Origin of the sequence: Aeromonas sp. s1(2024) (assembly GCF_040908005.1) — a bacterium.
In the GTDB taxonomy this organism is placed as follows: Bacteria; Pseudomonadota; Gammaproteobacteria; order Enterobacterales; family Aeromonadaceae; genus Aeromonas; species Aeromonas caviae.
In genome coordinates, this window is record NZ_JBFOCW010000059.1 from 162,064 (window position 1) to 179,207 (window position 17,144).

Here is a 17,144-nt window from a genome sequence, read left to right on the forward strand (position 1 = left end):
GCCTATTGGCGCTCTTTTTGTCTTTTATCCCGATATGCCTTCATATCAGGCAGAGTCGTGACAGCTCCTCCTTGAGCTGCTCCAGGTTGCGCTCGACACAGGCTTCCCCCTCGTTGATGGCGTCGCTCGCGCGGTGGAAATCCATGATGGAGAGGTTGCCAAGGCGCGGGCAGAGCTGGATCTCGGGGGGATCCCCGGCCATCCGGGCACGGGTGATGCGCTCCTGCATGATGTTGATGGAGCCCGTCATCACCCCCCACATGCCGGGGGTACTGGGTTCGCGCTCGCCCCGGTTCAACCACTGGCTGAGCAGCCCCCCCTGCACGGGCTCGTCCGGTTCGTCGGTCCAGGGCTGGTGCATGTCGGTGTTGAGGTTGACGGCGATCACCACCTCGGCTCCCATGGCGCGGGCCAGGGAGATGGGGACCGGGTTGACCACGGCCCCGTCCACCAGCCAGCGATCCTCCACCCGGGTCGGGGTGAGCAGGCCGGGCATACCGCAGGAGGCGCGCACACACTGGCGAAGCGGCCCTTCCTGCAACCAGATCTCGCGACCGGTATCGAGTTCGGTGGCGACGCAGGCAAAGGGCAGCGGCAGGCTTTCGATGGCGGGATCCCCCAGATGGCCGGCGGCGATGCCAAATACCTTGTCACCGCGAAACAGGCCGCCGGAGAGGGCAGGATCGAGCAGCCCCATGACCTGCAGGCGGCTGAAGCCGCGCACCCAGCTCTCCAGCTTGTCCAGTTCACCAGCGGCATAGGCGGCGCCGACAAAGCTGCCGATGGAGCAGCCAGCCACCAGATCCGGCTTGACGCCGAGTCGCTCCAGGGCACGGATGATGCCGATGTGGGCCCATCCTCGGGCCGCACCGCTGCCCAGGGCCAATCCCAGACGGGGTTTTCGTGACACAGTTGCGTCTCCTGACATGAAGTGGGAGTCCAGCTTACTCCGGCTTCTCCTGCCCGTCATCCCGCCACGCTTCGCTGCGATTGCGGCCGTTGGCCTTGGCCTGATAGAGGGCGATATCGGCGCGGCGGATCACCTCCTGCAAGGAGATGGCCGGTGACTGGCGACAGTGGCCCAGACTGACGGTCACCTTCAGCTCGGCCGCAATCGCGCTCCAGGGATGCTCTGCTATGCACAGACGAAGCCGCTCGGCCAAGGGGGCCAGAGGGATCGCTTCATCGGCGACGAGCAGCAGGAACTCCTCGCCGCCCCAGCGGATCAGGTGGCACTCCCGTGTCAGCAGGGACTGGCAGAGCTGCACCAGACGGATGAGGACCTGATCGCCCACCCCGTGGCCGAAACGGTCGTTGACCTGTTTGAAGTGATCGCAGTCAAACATGATGGCGCCGATGCGTTGGCGGCCTGTCAGGGCCTGGCGGTGTTCGAAGGCATCGAAGTAGTGGCGGTTGAAGGCGCCGGTCAGGGCATCGTGGCGAGACAGGTAGTTGAGGCGCCGGTTGAGGCGCTGGGCACGCAGGCTGGAGACGGTCGCCACCACCAGACAGAGAATGGTGATGAGCGCCGTCGCCGATTGCCACAACAGCGTCTGCAGCAGAGGCAGCAGCGGGATGCGATGGATGAGGGAGAGCGGTGTCTCCGGGATGGGATAGACGAGCTGCAAGGCGCCCTGTTGCCACTCATATTCCGCTGACTGCGCCGTCCTGACGGGGGGCGGCGCGGTACCGGACTGGCTGCTGGCGAGGATCTGCTGATGGGCGTTGAGCAGGAACAGGGTGCCAATCCGGGGGGCGAGGCGGTGCAGGGTCTGCGCCAGCGTGACGGTCTGGATGTCGATGCTGAGCAGGCCAATGATCTGGCCGCCCTGGGTAATGGGCTGGGAGAGGGTGATCATCTGCCCCCGTCCGGCAAAATCCTGGTAGGGGCGCGAGAGCATGGCGTGCTCCAGGTGGGGATACCTGGCCATCGCCTCCTGCCAGTAGGCCTTGCTGTAAATCACGGGATCGAAGCGAAACTGGCTGGATGGCACCCAGGGATAGAGGTAGATGAAATTGTCCGTACCGGTGAAGTAGATCCAGGCCACGTCCCTGTCCAGCAGCTTGCTGGCCGTGGCGAGCAGGGGAGAGAGGCTGAGGGCGAGATGTATTCTGGCTTGCCGCTCGCTGCCGTCGTGGGGCAGCGGGCCCTGCCCGGTCAGGTTGCCGATGAGGGCTGGGGGCAGATCGACGGGGATGCGATCCAGGTTGATGCCGTGTTCCCCGTCGGATTGCAGCGCCTGATAGAGCTGGCGAGAGAGCACGGACTGGGGATTGCTGCGCAGGCGCTCCTCCGCCTGGCCGCGCATGGCCTCAAGGAAGGTCTCCATCCGCTGGTGCTGGCTGCTGAGCTGGGTCGCGGCGTTGATGGTGTCACGCTTGTTGATCTCGGTAACCTGGCGAAACGCATGTTGCAGGGCGAGCAGCAACAGCAGCAGGCCGAGGCCCAGCAGCAGCCACTGCAATCGGTATCTGGCAAAGGCGGGGGAGGGAATGGACATGGGCGTACCGGAAGATGGCGAGAGTCGGCATCAGTGTAAGGCAGAACCCTGACGCGCGTGCCGACAAGATGCGTTTTTGATGATCTTCTCACCGGACTGTTACGTTTTGTCACATTTATACATAGTCACGGCATAGTCAGGGGGTAACATGGTGCCATCCTTGATGAAGCTATCTCTTCTTCCTCTCTCTTTGACTGCATGGATCTTGTGATGAAAACGCGCGTGTGGCTGTGGCTTTTCCCTCTTCTTCTATTGCTGGCGGCGGGCGCCTGGCATCTGCGGCAGGCTGAACCCGCCAGCAAGCCTTCACCAAGAGAGATCAATATCAGGGCCGAAACCGTCAGGCAGAGCCTGGCCGAGCCCTCCATCAAGCTGGTGAGCAAGCTTGCGGCCAATCGCTCCGTGGCCATCAGCCCCGAGGTGACCGGCCGCATTGCCACCATTGCGGTGAGCTCCGGCCAGCAGGTCAAACAGGGGCAGACCCTGATCGCCCTGGATGCGGGCAAGCAGCAGGCGGAGCTGGCCGAGCAGAGCGCCAGCGTGCGCGACGAGGCCCGCAAGCTGCGGGACATGCGCAAGCTGGTGGCGCGAGGCGCCGTCACTACCTCGGAGCTGGAGGGGCAGGAGGCGACTGTGGCCCAGGCCCAGGCCCGGGTCGATGCGGCCCGTTACGAGCTCTCCCTGCGCACCCTGGCGGCCCCCTTCGACGGCACCGTCAGCCTCATCGATCTCAGCGAAGGAGCCCTGGTCAACAGCGGCGACGTGCTCTTGCATCTGGATGAGCTGGCAAAACTGCGGCTCGATCTGGCGGTGCCCGAGCGCTACCTCTCCTTGCTGCGCCCCGGCATGGCGGTGACGGCAACCAGCTCGGCCTGGCCGGACCAATCCTTTTCCGGCGTGCTGGAGACCCTCGACAGCCGGATCTCCAGCGACACCCAGAACATCAAGGCCCGCGTCATCCTGTCCAACACCGGTGGCCAGCTGCGTCCCGGCATGCTGATGAACGTGGATCTCTCTCTGCCACCCCAGAAGATGACCCTGATCCCCGCCCAGTCGGTGGAGTATGCCGGCGAGCAGCGCTTCGTCTATCGCCTGGAGGCGGACGGACGGGTGAAGCGGGTGCCGGTGGAGCTTGGCGACACCCATGGCGAGGCCGTCTGGGTGCTCAAGGGGTTGAACGTCGGCGATCGCATCGCGGTGGAGGGGCTGGTCAATCTGCGCGACGGCGCCCAGGTACGTGATCTGGGCGAGGTGAAAGGCTGATGTGGCTCTCCGATATCTCAGTACGCCGTCCCCTGGTGGCGGTGGTCATCAGCGCCCTGCTCACCGTGTTCGGCCTGGTGGCCTTCAGCAAACTCACCGTGCGGGAGATGCCGGATGTGCAGACCCCGTCCGTTTCCATCACCACCACCTATGAGGGGGCGGCCCCCGAGGTGATGGAGAGCCAGGTCACCAAGCCCATCGAGGATCAGCTCTCCGGCATCAGCGGCATCAAGAACATCAACTCGGTGACCCGCAAGGGGCGCTCCTCCATCACGGTGGAGTTCAAGCTCGGCTGGAACATGCTGGAGGGCACTTCCGACGTGCGTGACGCCATCTCCCGGGCCAGACCCAAGCTGCCAGACGGGGCGGACGAGCCCATGGTGACCAAGGACAACGGCAACGGGGATGTGGCCATCTGGCTCAACTTCAGCAGCACCCAGATGGATCGTACCGCCATGACGGATTACGCCAATCGCATGCTGGTGGACCCCTTGAGCCTGGTGGAAGGGGTGAGCGAGGTGTCTCTCTCCGGGGACCTGACCCAGGTGATGTACGTGCGGCTGCGCCCCGCCGACATGGCGGCCCGCGGCATCACGGTGGCCGACGTGCAGGATGCCCTCAAGCGGGAGAACATCGAGCTGCCGGGCGGCGAGATCCGCAACAACACCATGACCATGGCGGTGCAGATCGCACGGCTCTATCACAGTGCGGAAGATTTTCGCACCCTGCCGGTGAAAACCGCCACCAATGGTCAGAGCATCTATCTGGCGGACATTGCGGATGTGGAGGTGGGGGCCAAGAACGAAGACAGCGCCTATCAGCGCAATGGCCGCGAGAGCCTGGGGATTGGCATCGTCGCCCAGTCCACCGCCAATCCCCTGGCGGTGGCCCAGGGCATCGAGAAGAAGCTCGTGGAGATGCAGCGCTTCCTGCCGGAGGGGGCCACCCTTGAGGTCGACTACGACTCCACCATCTTCATCAAGCAGGCCATCGACGAGGTATACGAGACACTCGCCATCTGCGCCCTGCTGGTGGTCGCCGTGCTCTATCTCTTCCTCGGGCAGGGGCGCACTACCCTCATTCCCGCCATCACGGTGCCCGTCTCCCTGATTTCGGCCTTCATCGGTGCCTGGTATCTGGGCTTTTCCATCAACCTCATCACCTTGCTGGCCCTCATCCTCGCCATCGGCCTGGTGGTGGATGACGCCATCGTGGTGGTGGAGAACATCCACCACCACCTGCAACGGGGCGAGTCCCCCTTGATGGCGGCCTGGCACGGCACCCGGGAGGTGGGCTTTGCCGTCATCGCCACCACCGCCGTGCTGGTGATGGTGTTTGTGCCCATCGCCTTCATGGATGGCATGGTGGGGCGCCTCTTCACCGAGTTCGCCATCCTGCTCTCCTTGGCCGTGCTCTTCTCCTCCCTGGTGGCGCTCACCCTGACCCCGGCCATGGGCTCCTGGCTGATGCGTGCCGTGGACAAGCCCAACGCCCTGACCGCCACCCTGGACAAGGGACTTGGCTGGGTGGAGGAGCGTTATCGCCGCGTGCTGGGGGCCGTGCTGCGCCGCGCCGTCTGGATGCCCCTGGTGTTGCTGCTCTGCCTTGGCGGCATTGGCGCCCTCTTTGGCAAGCTGCCCGCGAGCCTCACCCCGACCGAGGACAGGGGCGTGCTCTATGTGTTCGTGAAAGGGGCGGAGGGCACCAGCATCGAGCGGATGAAGCGCAACATGCAGCAGGTGGAGGCCGCCATCCTGCCGCTGCTCGGCAAGGGGGTGGTGCAGGCCATGAGCTTCAGCACCCCGGCCTTCGGGCGCGGCGGCGATCAGACCGGCATGGCCATCATCCAGCTCAGTGACTGGGCGGTGCGGGACGAAACGGCCACCGAGTTTGGCCGCTCCCTGAGCGGTCGCCTCGCCGGCATCCCCGACGTGATGATCCGCACCTTCCAGCCGGGGTTCAGAGGCGGCTCCACCGCGGCGGTGCAGTTCGTGCTGCAAGGCTCCGATTACGGCGAGCTCAACCAGCAGGGGCTGGCGCTCAAGGAGGCGGCGGCCCAAAGCGGGCTGATGCAGAGCCCGGATCTCGACTATGCCGAGAAGACCCCGGAGCTGCAGGTGACCATAGAGCGGGAGCGAGCCACCCAGCTCGGCATTCCGGTCTCCACCATCGCTAGCTCCCTGCAGGCCCTGCTCGGTGGCGTCAGCCAGACCACCTATGTGGACAGGGGCGAAGAGTATGACGTCTACCTGCGCGCCAACCAGACCCAGTTCAATGGCATCTCCGACATCAGCCGCATCTATTTGAAGGCCGCGAGCGGCGAGATGGTGAGCCTCTCCACCCTGGCGACCGTCACCCAGGTGGCGAGTCCCCAGCGCCTCAACCACTACCAGCGCCAGAAGGCGGTCACCCTCACCGCGGACGTGGCCCCCGGCCACACCCTGGGGGAGGCGCTCGACTTCCTGGATGGCTGGGCCGCGGATCACCTGCCCACCGGCATGTCGGTGGATTATGCCGGCGAGTCCAAGGACTATCGCGACAACCAGGGGGAGATGGCACTGGTGTTCGGCCTGGCCCTGCTGGTGGTCTATCTGGTGCTGGTGGCCCAGTTCGAGAGCCTGCTGACCCCGGCGGTGGTGATGATGACGGTGCCGCTCGGCATCTTCGGCGGCCTGCTCGGCCTTTGGCTCACGGGGCAGGAACTCAGCATCTACAGCCAGATAGGCATGATCATGCTCATCGGCATGGTGACCAAGAACGGCATCCTCATCGTCGAGTTCATCAACCAGTTGCGCCAGCGGGGTGAAGGGTTCGAGGAGGCGATCATCAAGGGGTCGGTGCGCCGCCTGCGCCCCATCTTGATGACCTCGCTCACCGCCATCATCGGCGCCGTGCCCCTGATGCTCTCCATGGGGGCGGGGTACGAGAGCCGGATGGCCGTGGGAACCGTGGTCTTCTTCGGCTTGTCCTTGGCGACCCTGGTGACCCTGCTGGTGGTGCCCGCCATCTATCACCTGATCGCCAGGCGCGCGGGGATGACGGGGGCGCGGGACCGACTGGTGGACGAGGTACTGGCCACGGCAACTCCGGCCAGTCCCTCCACGGTGCCGGGGGCGGGGGCCCCCGAGGGGCGGGACAAACCGGCGGCCTAGCGTGCCGACCCGGATGACAGCAAACAGGGCGCCAATGGGCGCCCTGTTTGCTGATGAGATCTGAGTCTGTCACGCCGGCCCGTCGCGCCCGCTCGAAGGCGCCCCTTCCCCTCGCGTTCTGTAGGGTCAAAAAGCCGTCGCCCCCGCCTTGCTCTGCCGGTATAATGCGCGACCCGAATTGTTCCAGGTGGTCAAAATGCAGCCGGTTACCAACCTCTTCTCCTATCCCCGTTACTGGGCCGAGTGCTACGGCACGGCGCCCTTCCTGCCCATGTCCCGCGCGGAGATGGACAAGCTCGGCTGGGACAGCTGCGACATCGTGCTGGTGACAGGCGACGCCTACGTGGATCACCCGAGCTTCGGCATGGCGGTGATCGGCCGCATGCTCGAATCCCAGGGTTTTCGGGTCGGCATCATCGCCCAGCCAGACTGGTCATCGAAGGATGACTTCATGCGTCTGGGCAAGCCCAACCTCTTCTACGGGGTGACGGCGGGCAACATGGACTCCATGATCAACCGCTACACCGCCGACAAGAAGCTGCGCCACGATGACGCCTACACCCCGGGGGACGTGGGCGGCAAGCGGCCGGACCGCGCTACCCTGGTCTATACCCAGCGCTGCAAAGAGGCCTATAAAGAGGTGCCGGTGGTCATCGGCGGCATCGAGGCATCCCTGCGCCGCATCGCCCACTACGACTACTGGTCCGAGACCATCCGTCGCTCCATCTTGATCGATGCCAAGGCCGACATCCTCATCTACGGCAACGCCGAGCGACCCCTGGTGGAAGTGGCTCACCGCATCGCAGGCGGCGAGACCATCGACACCATGCAGGACATTCGCGGCACCGCCGTCATCCGCAAGGAGCCGCTGCCGGGCTGGCGCGGGGTGGATTCGAGCAAGCTCGACCAGATTGGCCGCATCGATCCCATCCCCAACCCCTATATGGAAGGGGCGCCTTGCTCTGATGACGAGGGTACCGCGCCGGTGGAGCAGGAGGCCAAGCCCATCCTGGTGCAGCCGCCTAAGCAAAAGCCATGGGAGAAGACCTACGTCAAGCTGCCGGCGTTCGAGCGGGTGAAGGAGGACAAGGTGCTCTACGCCCATGCGTCCCGCATCCTGCACCACGAGACCAACCCGGGCTGCGCCCGCGCGCTCTCGCAGGCCCACGGCGATCGCATCATCTGGGTCAACCCGCCTGCCTTCCCGCTCGAGACCGACGAGATGGACGGGGTGTTCGGCCTGCCGTACCAGCGGGTGCCGCACCCGGCCTATGGCAACGAGAAGATCCCGGCCTACGACATGATCAAGACCTCGGTCAACATCATGCGCGGCTGCTTTGGCGGCTGCTCCTTCTGCTCCATCACAGAGCACGAAGGGCGCATCATCCAGAGCCGCTCGGAAGAGTCGATCCTCAAAGAAATCGAAGAGATCCGCGACAAGGTGCCGGGCTTTACCGGCGTCATCTCGGATCTGGGCGGCCCCACCGCCAACATGTATAAGCTCCGCTGCAAGAGCCCCAAGGCCGAGCAGACCTGTCGCCGTGCCTCCTGCGTCTGGCCGACCATCTGCCCGCACATGGATACCGACCACAGCCCGACCATCAACCTCTATCGCAAGGCGCGTGACCTCAAGGGCATCAAGAAGATCCTGATCGCCTCCGGGGTGCGTTACGACATCGCGGTGGAAGATCCGCGCTACATCAAGGAGCTGGCCAAGTACCACGTCGGCGGCTACCTCAAGATCGCGCCGGAACATACCGAGGAGGGCCCGCTCTCCAAGATGATGAAGCCTGGCATGGGCAGCTACTACAGCTTCAAGGAGCTGTTCGACAAGTATTCCAAAGAGGCGGGCAAGCAGCAGTACCTGATCCCCTACTTCATCTCGGCCCACCCGGGTACCACGGATGAGGACATGGTGAACATGGCGCTCTGGATTAAAGCAAACCGCTTCAAGCTCGATCAGGTGCAAAACTTCTACCCGTCGCCGCTCGCCAACGCCACCACCATGTATTACACCGAGAAAAACCCGCTCAACAAGGTGAGCCGCCAGGGCGGGGACGTGTTCGTGGTGAAAGGGGAGCGTCGCCGTCGCCTGCACAAGGCGCTGCTGCGCTATCACGATCCGGCTGGCTGGCCGATGATCCGCGAAGCCTTGCTGGAGATGGGCAAAGGCCACCTCATCGGTAACGGCCCCGACTGCCTGGTGCCGCCGGAAGGCCGTGGCGAAGCCAAGGCCGAGCGCAGCATCAACAAGGGCCTGAAACCCGCCCTGACCCGCCATAGCGCCATCACCCATCAGCGCAGCAATGGGGCAGGCAACAAGGCCACTGGCGGTAAGGGTGCAGGCGCGCAAGGGGCCGTCGCCTCCCAAGGCAAGGCTCGCAGCGACACCCCTGCCGCCAGCAAGGGCGGCAAGGCGGGCAATGGCAAGCCAGTTGGCTCCCAGCTCAGTAAAGGGGCTGGCAACGGCAAACCCGCGGCGCAAGGGGCAGCTCAAGGCAAACCGGCTGGCAAACCCGCCCATAAGGGCAAGACCCCGACCCGTGCTGGCTCTGCCAAGCCGGGCGCCAAAGGGAGCGGAGCCAAGCGACCAGCTCGGTGAATTTTCCTGATTAGGAAAGCGATAGAAATAAAAAAGGCGACCGGATGGTCGCCTTTTTAAATGCTTCGTGTTATTGAAAATCTAATTAAAAGTTAATCAGCATTCATTCACCGTTCGGAGTAATTCCCACAAAATTTCCTCCCTTCGTGCTCTTCTTGCTCTGTCTGATGATGCTCGAGATACCGCATCTTGATACTCTTCAATGTAAGGGCCATCGAATTGCCAGGGTGAGATCGCGAACGTTTTTTGGACACTTCGTTCTATTTGACCCGCAGATCGTGTTGTGATCTGATACTCCCTTTTTGGGAGATCCATGATGAGCCTTGATGCATTTTCTCAGTATTTCGGTGAGCTGGAAGACCCTCGTCAGTCCGCCAAAATCAGCTATCCCTTGTTCGATGTCCTGTTCCTGACGGTCTGTGCCGTCATCGCCGGCGCCGAAGGTTGGGAGGACATCGAGGATTTCGGTGAAGTCCACCTGGACTGGTTCCAGCAAAAGGGCCTGTTCCCCGACGGGCTGCCGGTACACGACACCATCGCCCGTATCGTGTCTCGCCTTGACCCCACCCAGTTCCAACAGTGCTTTATTCAGTGGGCGCAATCGGTCAATGAGCGTACCGAGGGTGAACTGATTGCCATCGATGGCAAGGTGCTACGGGGCTCTTACCAGCGGGAAAGCCGCCGCTCCGCCATTCATATGGTCAGCGCCTTCGCCACTGGCAACGGCGTGGTCATGGGCCAGTTGAAAACCGATGCCAAGTCCAATGAAATCACGGCCATTCCAGCATTGCTCAAGCTGCTGGATATCAAGGGGTGCCTCGTGTCCATTGATGCCATGGGCTGTCAGACTGACATCGCCGGCACCATCGTCAAGCAAGGCGGAGACTACCTGCTGGCGGTCAAGGGTAACCAAGAGCTGTTGCACCGCGCGGTTCAGCAAGCACTCCGACCGTTCCACTCGGCAGCCACCGACCCCGTCAATGTGACGGTGGAGAAAGGACATGGTCGCATTGAGGCCAGGGAATACCATGTTCTTGCTGCCGGTGACGTGGCCAGCCAGTTCCCGGAGTGGAGAGGCCTGAAAACCCTGGGTGTGGCCATCGGCTATCGCCTGGAAAAATCAGGCAAACAGTCCCTCGAATACCGCTACTACATCAGTTCGGCGGAACTGGACCAGGCTCGCTTCGCTGCCGCAGTGCGGGACCACTGGCGGATCGAGAACAGCCTGCATTGGGTGCTGGACGTCTCGATGAACGAAGATGCTTGCCCCATCTATCGAGGTGAGGAAATCTGGGACACCCACCTTTTTGACAGGGGCGTAGCCCTGTACTTGGCTTGAGGTGTCACTGCCCAGGGGGTGAGCCATGACCATTGCCCGTTCACGTCAAATCAGTTTGCAGGATACGCCTTACTATCATGTGGTCAGTCGCTGTGTGCGGCGGGCGTTTCTGTGCGGGGAAGATGCCCACTCCGGCCAGAGTTACGAGCATCGGCGCCAGTGGGTAGTGGACAAGTTGGGCCAATTGTCGCGACTGTTTGCCATCGGTGTGTGTGCCTATGCGGTGATGAGCAATCACTATCACCTGGTGCTCAAGGTCGAGTCGGATACCGCTGCCAATTGGAGCGAGCGGGAGGTGGCCGAGCGTTGGGCGGCGCTGTTCCAGTGGCCGCTGCTGGTACGACGCTGGTATCAGGGGGAATCCCTGATTGAGCCTGAACTCGCTGTGGTGCAACAACTGATAGGACAGTGGCGGGAGCGCCTGCATTCCATCAGCTGGTTTGTGCGGTTGCTCAACGAAAACCTGGCTCGGCAGGCCAATCGGGAAGATGGTTGCAAGGGCCATTTCTGGGAAGGGCGCTTCAAGAGCCAGGCCCTGCTCACCGCATCAGCCCTGCTGGCCTGCATGACTTACGTTGACCTCAACCCGATACGAGCGGGATTGTCCGATCGGCCTGAACAGAGCGATTACACCAGCCTCAAGCAGCGTCTCGATGGCGAGCAGTCCGCCGCCCCATTGCCGCCGTTGCTGTTGCCATTCGCGCACGAAGCGCGACCCGATAGCCTGCCATATGCCTTTGCGGATTACCTGATGCTGGTGGACTGGACAGGCCGCGCCATCCGAGTGGACAAACGGGGCCATATCCCGGCTTCTCTTGCCCCTATCCTGGCGCGGCTGGGGTTGGACGAGGTGCGCTGGCTCAAGCAAGTGACGCTGTTTCGGCGCCAGGGTATCAGAGTGGTGGGTGACAAAGAGCATTGTCAGCAGTTTGCCTGGCACTGTGGCCAGCGACGGTGTCATCAACCATCCCTTTGAGTGATGAATGCTCGCATCATAACAACGTCCGGTATCGCGCCATCACCCCGCCGGTGTGATCGCATCTGAATTGGCGTCATCGATGCCAAGACATTCTCTTTAATCCCCCGAGTTTCACAAATGCCATCGCAAATGCTGGATGACAAGTTGTGCTGGGCGCTGGATGAGGGCTTTCTCCAAAAGGTGGCTGTCCTGATAAGGCGCCATGAATTGGCGTCATCGATGCCAAGACATTCTTTTTAATCCCCCGAGTTTCACAAATGCCATCGCACATGCTGGATGACGAGTTGTGCTGGGCGCTTGATGAGGGCTTTCTCCAAAAGATGGCTGTCCTGATAAGGCGGGTTGGGGAAGAGGGGCTATCGGTCCTTTGTCAACAGGCCCTTTCTCACAATGCGGCGACACCGTGGGTGTTGCTTGAGCAGGTGATTTTTGCATCAGTGAAACAGAGTGGGTGATATGGTTCCTCCAATGGAACAATCCGTACACAAAGATGGCTGTCCTAAATAAAAAGTAGAGTGGGTGATATGGTTCCTCCAATGGAACAATTCGTACACAAAGATGGCTGTCCCAAATATAGTCCCCAAAAGGTGGCTGTCGCAGATAAGAAGAGAAGGGTTAAGGAAGATGTACTATCGGCCCTTTGTTATCAGGCCGTTTTTTCACAACGCTGCGACACCGTGGGTGTTGCTTGAGCAGGTGATTTTTGCATCAGTGAAACAGAGTGGGTGATATGGTTCCTCCAATGGAACAATCCGTACATAAAGATGGCTGTCCCAAATAAAAAGTAAAAAGAGACCTTATCGTGCTAGGCCCATGGAGAAGGGGGGAGATGACGACGTCCCTTGGGGATCTTTTACGAGAGTCGGCAAATATGGGGACCCACCTTTGGCTCACATGACCAAACCTGATGCCAAGGGGCGGGTTGGCCGATATCTCGAAGGAGGGCAGCGTTGGCAATAAATAACAAGGGCGACCAGTTGGTCGCCCTTGTGTGATGGGCAGAAGCGTGGGCTTTGCCTGTGAACGTGACGGTTATTGCAAATCCGTGCTCAGGCTGGGGGCGCCGAAGTTCACCAGGGTGGCATGGGAGTGCTCGAAGTACTGTGACCAGAAGTCACCGAGAGCATCCATGGTCTTGCCGGAACGATAGGCGTGTTTCACCGCGTCGGTCACCAGCCCGGCGCCCGTGACGTAGACGCGAGCGCCTTGCAGATCGGCAAACAGCCCCTTGCTCTTGGCTTGCTTGAGCTCGTCACCGACATTGAGCTGCTTGATCTTGTTGGTGGCATAGAAGCTGGTGTAATCGGAGTGCTCCAGCATGTCCGAAATGAGGAACACGACGCGGTCATTGACGCCTTGCTCGGCCTTCATATCGTCACCCACCTTGCGCAGCGAGTTCATGATCTCGCTCTTGGGGATGTCCTGGCGGGCATCACGCAGTGCTTTCACGAACTGTTTGCCAAAGCCGTTACGAAAGACCTTGGTCTGCGTCGTCAGGCAGGTGTCCAGGCCGCGCAATTTGCGCATGCTGACATCGTCCCGGATCTCCCCTTCCAGCGGCATATCCAGTTGCCCCGCGTAGGCTAGGCGAAGGTATTCGCCAGGCAAGAAGGCGGAGAAGGTATAGAGCTTGACGCGATCACCAGCCTGCACGAACCGCTCTATCTGCCCCCAACTGCTGCGTTGCAGATCGTCAGGCATCGGAATGGTCTGGTCGATGATGACCACCAGTTCGCGACCGGTGCCCGCAGGCTTGATGTCGGTCAGGCCATTGCGTTCATAGCAGCTCTGTATGTCGTTACGCTCGGCCGCCAAGGCTGCACAAGGCAGCGTCAACGCCAGTAGCAATACCTGGGTGATCTTCACGATTAGGCACTCTGCTTGGTGGGAAAGAGGCCCAGGGTCTTGAGGGCCATCTGCTGTTCACGGATATCACGTAACTGCGCTTCTTCCACCCCCAGTGCGCGGCTGGCTGCTGCCAGACTCTCTTCGGGCAGGCCAGTGACATCATGGAAATCGGCGGCCTTGACGGCAGCGTCGGTCTGGCCGGGGGCGTCAGTGGTGGGCGGGAGAGCCGCCTTTGCCTGCGCAACAGCCGGTTGTACGGCGGGTGCCGGCTCGGCTTGCACTGTCGGTGCGACCTGGGGGGCCGCCTGAGGGGCCGGCTTGGGCGGCACGGTGCCTGCCTTGTACTCGATAAAGGCCAGGAAATTGCGATGGGCGGATTTCTCCCCTTCCAGCGCCCCCAGCACACCCGAGTTGGTATGGTCACGGCTCGACAACAGGGTCTGCAAGCGGCGGAGCTTGTCATCGGCATGGCTGGCAATGGCGGTGCGTTGCTGGTCCATCGCGTCCAGCATCTCTTCGGCGGTCGCGTATTCGTGTGTCAGACGCCAGGCTGTTTTGGAATGGGTGCCTGCAAAGTGATATTTGCTGGCAAGCCAGATGCTGATCCCCTGGATGGCGATGTAGATGAGCGACAGCATGACGTAGGTGGTCAGGCTGGCCTCACGGATGGCCTGCATCTTGTCTTCGATGGTGGCCTCTTCCGCCTCGTTGTTGATGGCTTGAGACTCTTCCGGCAGATCAAACGGCGACCCCATGCTGCTGTCACTCTGTGCCGTTGTTTCGGCGCGCATGTTGTTGACCATCTCGGTTTCGATGCTGTCGAGGGTGGCTGAACGCACCACGAAGGCGCCCACAGCCATGCAGGCAATAAACGAAGCACAGACAATCAGCCAGACAAACTTGCGGCTGACACCTGAATTCACGTCTTTCAGGCGTGCCAGCAGCTGCTCGTAGTCAGGTTTGTCAGAGTCCGAGAAGGAGTCTTCCAGATTGATGGCCTTGTTTGCCTTGAGGGTACGGGAGCGTTTTGAGGGCTCTTCCCCTTGCCACCAGTGACGGGCCCGGGCGATCAGGCTGTTGTGATGCAGGGAGTGTCCGGCCACTTCAGCCAGGAATGCGGATGCAACGGCGAGCAGCAGAGCCGTCGCGGCTGCCAGCAGGTGACGGTCATTGGTGGAGGCATCCATGTTCATCCAGCCTGCCAGCACGTAGGCAAAGCCCATTGCCTCGACCAGCACCAGCACCAGCACCAGAGCAAGCACCCACGCCGGGCGCGGGGAGCGGCCGGCCTCTCCTGCCTTGGCAAGGTAGTCGAGGGAGGCGTTGTAGGCATCTGTCCCCTTTAAATGTTTCTTGTATTCGCGGTAGTACACATTTGACAGGGTCACTTCATGGTTGATCCAGCCATCGCCATCGACCGAGGCCGGCTTGCGGGCGAGACGGGCCACTGTGCCGATCAGCGGCAGGCTGTGCCATACCCGGATCAGGAAGTAGGAGACATGCTCCCAATGCCGCCACACCACCACGGCGCTGACGAGGAATGAAACAATGCCAACGGTCAGCATCTGGTTGGCGAGGATCAGCGTCTTGAGCGCTGCCAAAGAAAAGTCTTCCACTAAGTTTCTCCGTTTTCTTATTTGGAATGGGTGGCGGGAATGGGCAGGTACGAAGCCACATAAGCCTCGGAACCTGCCGGGTAGAACAGGGCTCCCTGGCTTACCTTGGCGTTGCCTTTGCTGAACACGAGATCCATGCAGGACACCGACGCCTTGGGATCGCTGGTGAAGACGCGGTACAGCACCTCACTCTCGCCCTCATAGGTGTTGGCCACCGCCTTGAGGGTCTGGGGCTTCTTCTGATTCGAGGATTTGTAACCCTGAACGACTTGCAGGATCGGTTGACGATCGACCTGGGCGTTATCACGCAAGATGGAAACCGGAGAGACAGTCACCAGGTGGCCGTTGACGGTATTGGCCCAGACGCGATTGTTATAGCCGGGCATGTACTCCTTGGTGGCATGGCGCGGGAGAGGCTTGTCGTCTGCCATGCTCAGTACCTGGCCTGCACTGCGTGGCTTATCTGCCTCACAGCTCGACATCGGCATGTCGCTTGCGTATGCGCTGCTGATCAGTGCAAAACCACTCGCCTTGGGCTTGATGTTCTGAGCCATGTTCCACTGATAGGTGCCGGCAGGCTTGCCGCCGAAGTCCACTGCGGCCTTGGCATTGGGCAGGGCCTTGGTCGTGCTGGTGTTTGAGGCGCTCTGCTTGGTGGCGGGTTGGCGAGGGGCGGTTTGCGATGTGGCCGCCACCTTGCTTGAACCGCTTGCGGACTGAGCCGCCGGTTTGGTCGCAGCCACACGCGGTTTGGCGGTATCGGAAGCCCCGTAACGCAGATAGCGGGTGTTGTTCTCTTCGGATTGGGCCCGCATGACCAGAGCCTGCTCGTTCGCCAGTTCTACAATTTCGACCCGGCGATTCTGACCGCGAAGCAAGGGGTCGCTGTTGTCTGCGATGGGACGCGACGAACCCGCGCCTTGATAGTAAATGGAAGAGGCCGGGATCCCCGATGCGACCAGGACCTTGCCGACGGCTCGCGCACGTTGCTCGGAGAGTCGCAGGTTGAGTTCTGCAGGGCCGGTGGCGTCACTGTGGCCGACGAGAAGGATACGGCGCTGATCCGAGGCGTCTGCGGCTGCGGGTTTGGCATAGAGCTGGGCCAGTTTCGTGACCACGCGCAGGCCGCTTTCTGTGAGCTGGGCAGAACCACTCGAGAACATGCCGGAATCGGGGATCTGGGCCACAAGGCCGGCGTCCTGAGGGACATCGGTCACTGCGGCTGGCTCGGCAACGGTCAGTTTCTCGGTCGCGATGTTGAGATTCTCTTCCTTTGCTATCCGGTCAAGCTCTTGTAGCCTGGACTGCCACATATAGCCTGCCGCGCAGCCCAGCGCCCCACCGAGGGCAACCCCCGCGACAGCCCCTTTTTTCCCGTTGATGGCGTAGCCCGCAGCCCCTCCTGCAATCATGCCAGCCCCACAAAGCACCGGCATGCCGTAATCCTTGCCGATATCATTGACCGTGGATTTGAAATTCTGCATCTGCTGAGAGCTGCAACCCACGGCGGCAATCAATACACAGCTGAGAGGTGCAAGACGAAACGATTTATCCATAGCGATTCCTTGCCATTTATATTTAATAGCGAGATTCAGACATGCCAGTGAGGCCAGAGAAAAGCGTCTTCGGGCGGAGTGAAATATCGACACTTGCTGACATAAAAGATATTAGCGCGGGCTGATGTTTAATATCGGCGCCAGGCGTGCTCATTCTCGCAAGCGGCTGTGTCTGATATGTCCTGAGTGTCAGAAGAGGCAATTATCTATGCGGTTCAATAGGTATCGAGTGACTATGATAAGCCAAACGAGCCTGATCATGCGAGTGGAAAAGTGATGCAACCATAG

The 17,144-nt window shown here is 61.4% G+C and carries 9 protein-coding genes and 1 pseudogene; 5 read left to right on the top strand and 5 right to left on the bottom strand.

Features of this window, described 5'->3' with window-relative positions; translation table 11 throughout:
• Positions 1-40: 40 nt before the first annotated feature.
• Positions 41-910, bottom strand: coding sequence for a patatin-like phospholipase RssA (gene rssA, locus AB5Y70_RS14355; protein WP_029313973.1), 870 nt, complete (start codon positions 908-910; stop codon positions 41-43).
• Between the two features lie 34 nt (positions 911-944).
• Complete coding sequence (locus AB5Y70_RS14360) at positions 945-2,501, bottom strand: sensor domain-containing diguanylate cyclase (protein WP_049636316.1); 1,557 nt, start codon at positions 2,499-2,501, stop codon at positions 945-947.
• A gap of 210 nt (positions 2,502-2,711) precedes the next feature.
• Between AB5Y70_RS14360 and AB5Y70_RS14365 the strand changes: the two genes are divergently transcribed.
• From AB5Y70_RS14365 to AB5Y70_RS14385, 5 genes and pseudogenes are all read left to right on the top strand, one after another.
• Positions 2,712-3,764: an efflux RND transporter periplasmic adaptor subunit gene (locus AB5Y70_RS14365; protein WP_180911143.1), complete on the top strand. Its 1,053-nt coding sequence runs from the start codon at positions 2,712-2,714 to the stop codon at positions 3,762-3,764.
• On the top strand, positions 3,764-6,916 hold the full coding sequence (locus AB5Y70_RS14370; protein ID WP_368176071.1) for an efflux RND transporter permease subunit: 3,153 nt from the start codon (positions 3,764-3,766) through the stop codon (positions 6,914-6,916). The genes AB5Y70_RS14365 and AB5Y70_RS14370 overlap by 1 nt, the downstream gene beginning before the upstream one ends.
• A gap of 196 nt (positions 6,917-7,112) precedes the next feature.
• Positions 7,113-9,518, top strand: coding sequence for a YgiQ family radical SAM protein (locus AB5Y70_RS14375; RefSeq protein ID WP_049636321.1), 2,406 nt, complete (start codon positions 7,113-7,115; stop codon positions 9,516-9,518).
• A gap of 316 nt (positions 9,519-9,834) precedes the next feature.
• A pseudogene (locus tag AB5Y70_RS14380) lies at positions 9,835-10,803 on the top strand (ISAs1 family transposase); the annotation flags it as partial.
• A 79-nt stretch (positions 10,804-10,882) separates the two neighbouring features.
• Positions 10,883-11,833, top strand: a complete 951-nt coding sequence (locus tag AB5Y70_RS14385; RefSeq protein ID WP_049636687.1) for a transposase — start codon at positions 10,883-10,885, stop codon at positions 11,831-11,833.
• A 1,035-nt stretch (positions 11,834-12,868) separates the two neighbouring features.
• Here AB5Y70_RS14385 and AB5Y70_RS14390 read toward each other — a convergent pair.
• Genes AB5Y70_RS14390 through AB5Y70_RS14400 form a run of 3 tightly spaced genes read right to left on the bottom strand, consistent with a single transcriptional unit; the run spans position 12,869 to position 16,856 of the window.
• Positions 12,869-13,702 carry a hypothetical protein gene (locus AB5Y70_RS14390; protein ID WP_042017295.1) on the bottom strand — a complete coding sequence of 278 codons (834 nt, stop codon included), beginning with the start codon at positions 13,700-13,702 and terminating at the stop codon, positions 12,869-12,871.
• 2 nt (positions 13,703-13,704) lie between these two features.
• On the bottom strand, positions 13,705-15,300 hold the full coding sequence (locus AB5Y70_RS14395; protein WP_049636689.1) for a hypothetical protein: 1,596 nt from the start codon (positions 15,298-15,300) through the stop codon (positions 13,705-13,707).
• Between the two features lie 17 nt (positions 15,301-15,317).
• Positions 15,318-16,856 (bottom strand): OmpA family protein, encoded by a 1,539-nt coding sequence (locus AB5Y70_RS14400; protein WP_049636690.1) that lies wholly within the window; start codon positions 16,854-16,856, stop codon positions 15,318-15,320.
• Positions 16,857-17,144 lie beyond the last annotated feature (288 nt).

Coding starts and splice junctions, on each gene's coding strand:
- AB5Y70_RS14370 (WP_368176071.1), top strand. CDS start 3,764: ATGTGGCTCTCCGATATCTCAGTACGCCGTCCCCTGGTGGCGGTGGTC.
- AB5Y70_RS14400 (WP_049636690.1), bottom strand. CDS start 16,856: ATGGATAAATCGTTTCGTCTTGCACCTCTCAGCTGTGTATTGATTGCC.
- AB5Y70_RS14365 (WP_180911143.1), top strand. CDS start 2,712: ATGAAAACGCGCGTGTGGCTGTGGCTTTTCCCTCTTCTTCTATTGCTG.
- AB5Y70_RS14385 (WP_049636687.1), top strand. CDS start 10,883: ATGACCATTGCCCGTTCACGTCAAATCAGTTTGCAGGATACGCCTTAC.
- AB5Y70_RS14360 (WP_049636316.1), bottom strand. CDS start 2,501: ATGTCCATTCCCTCCCCCGCCTTTGCCAGATACCGATTGCAGTGGCTG.
- AB5Y70_RS14375 (WP_049636321.1), top strand. CDS start 7,113: ATGCAGCCGGTTACCAACCTCTTCTCCTATCCCCGTTACTGGGCCGAG.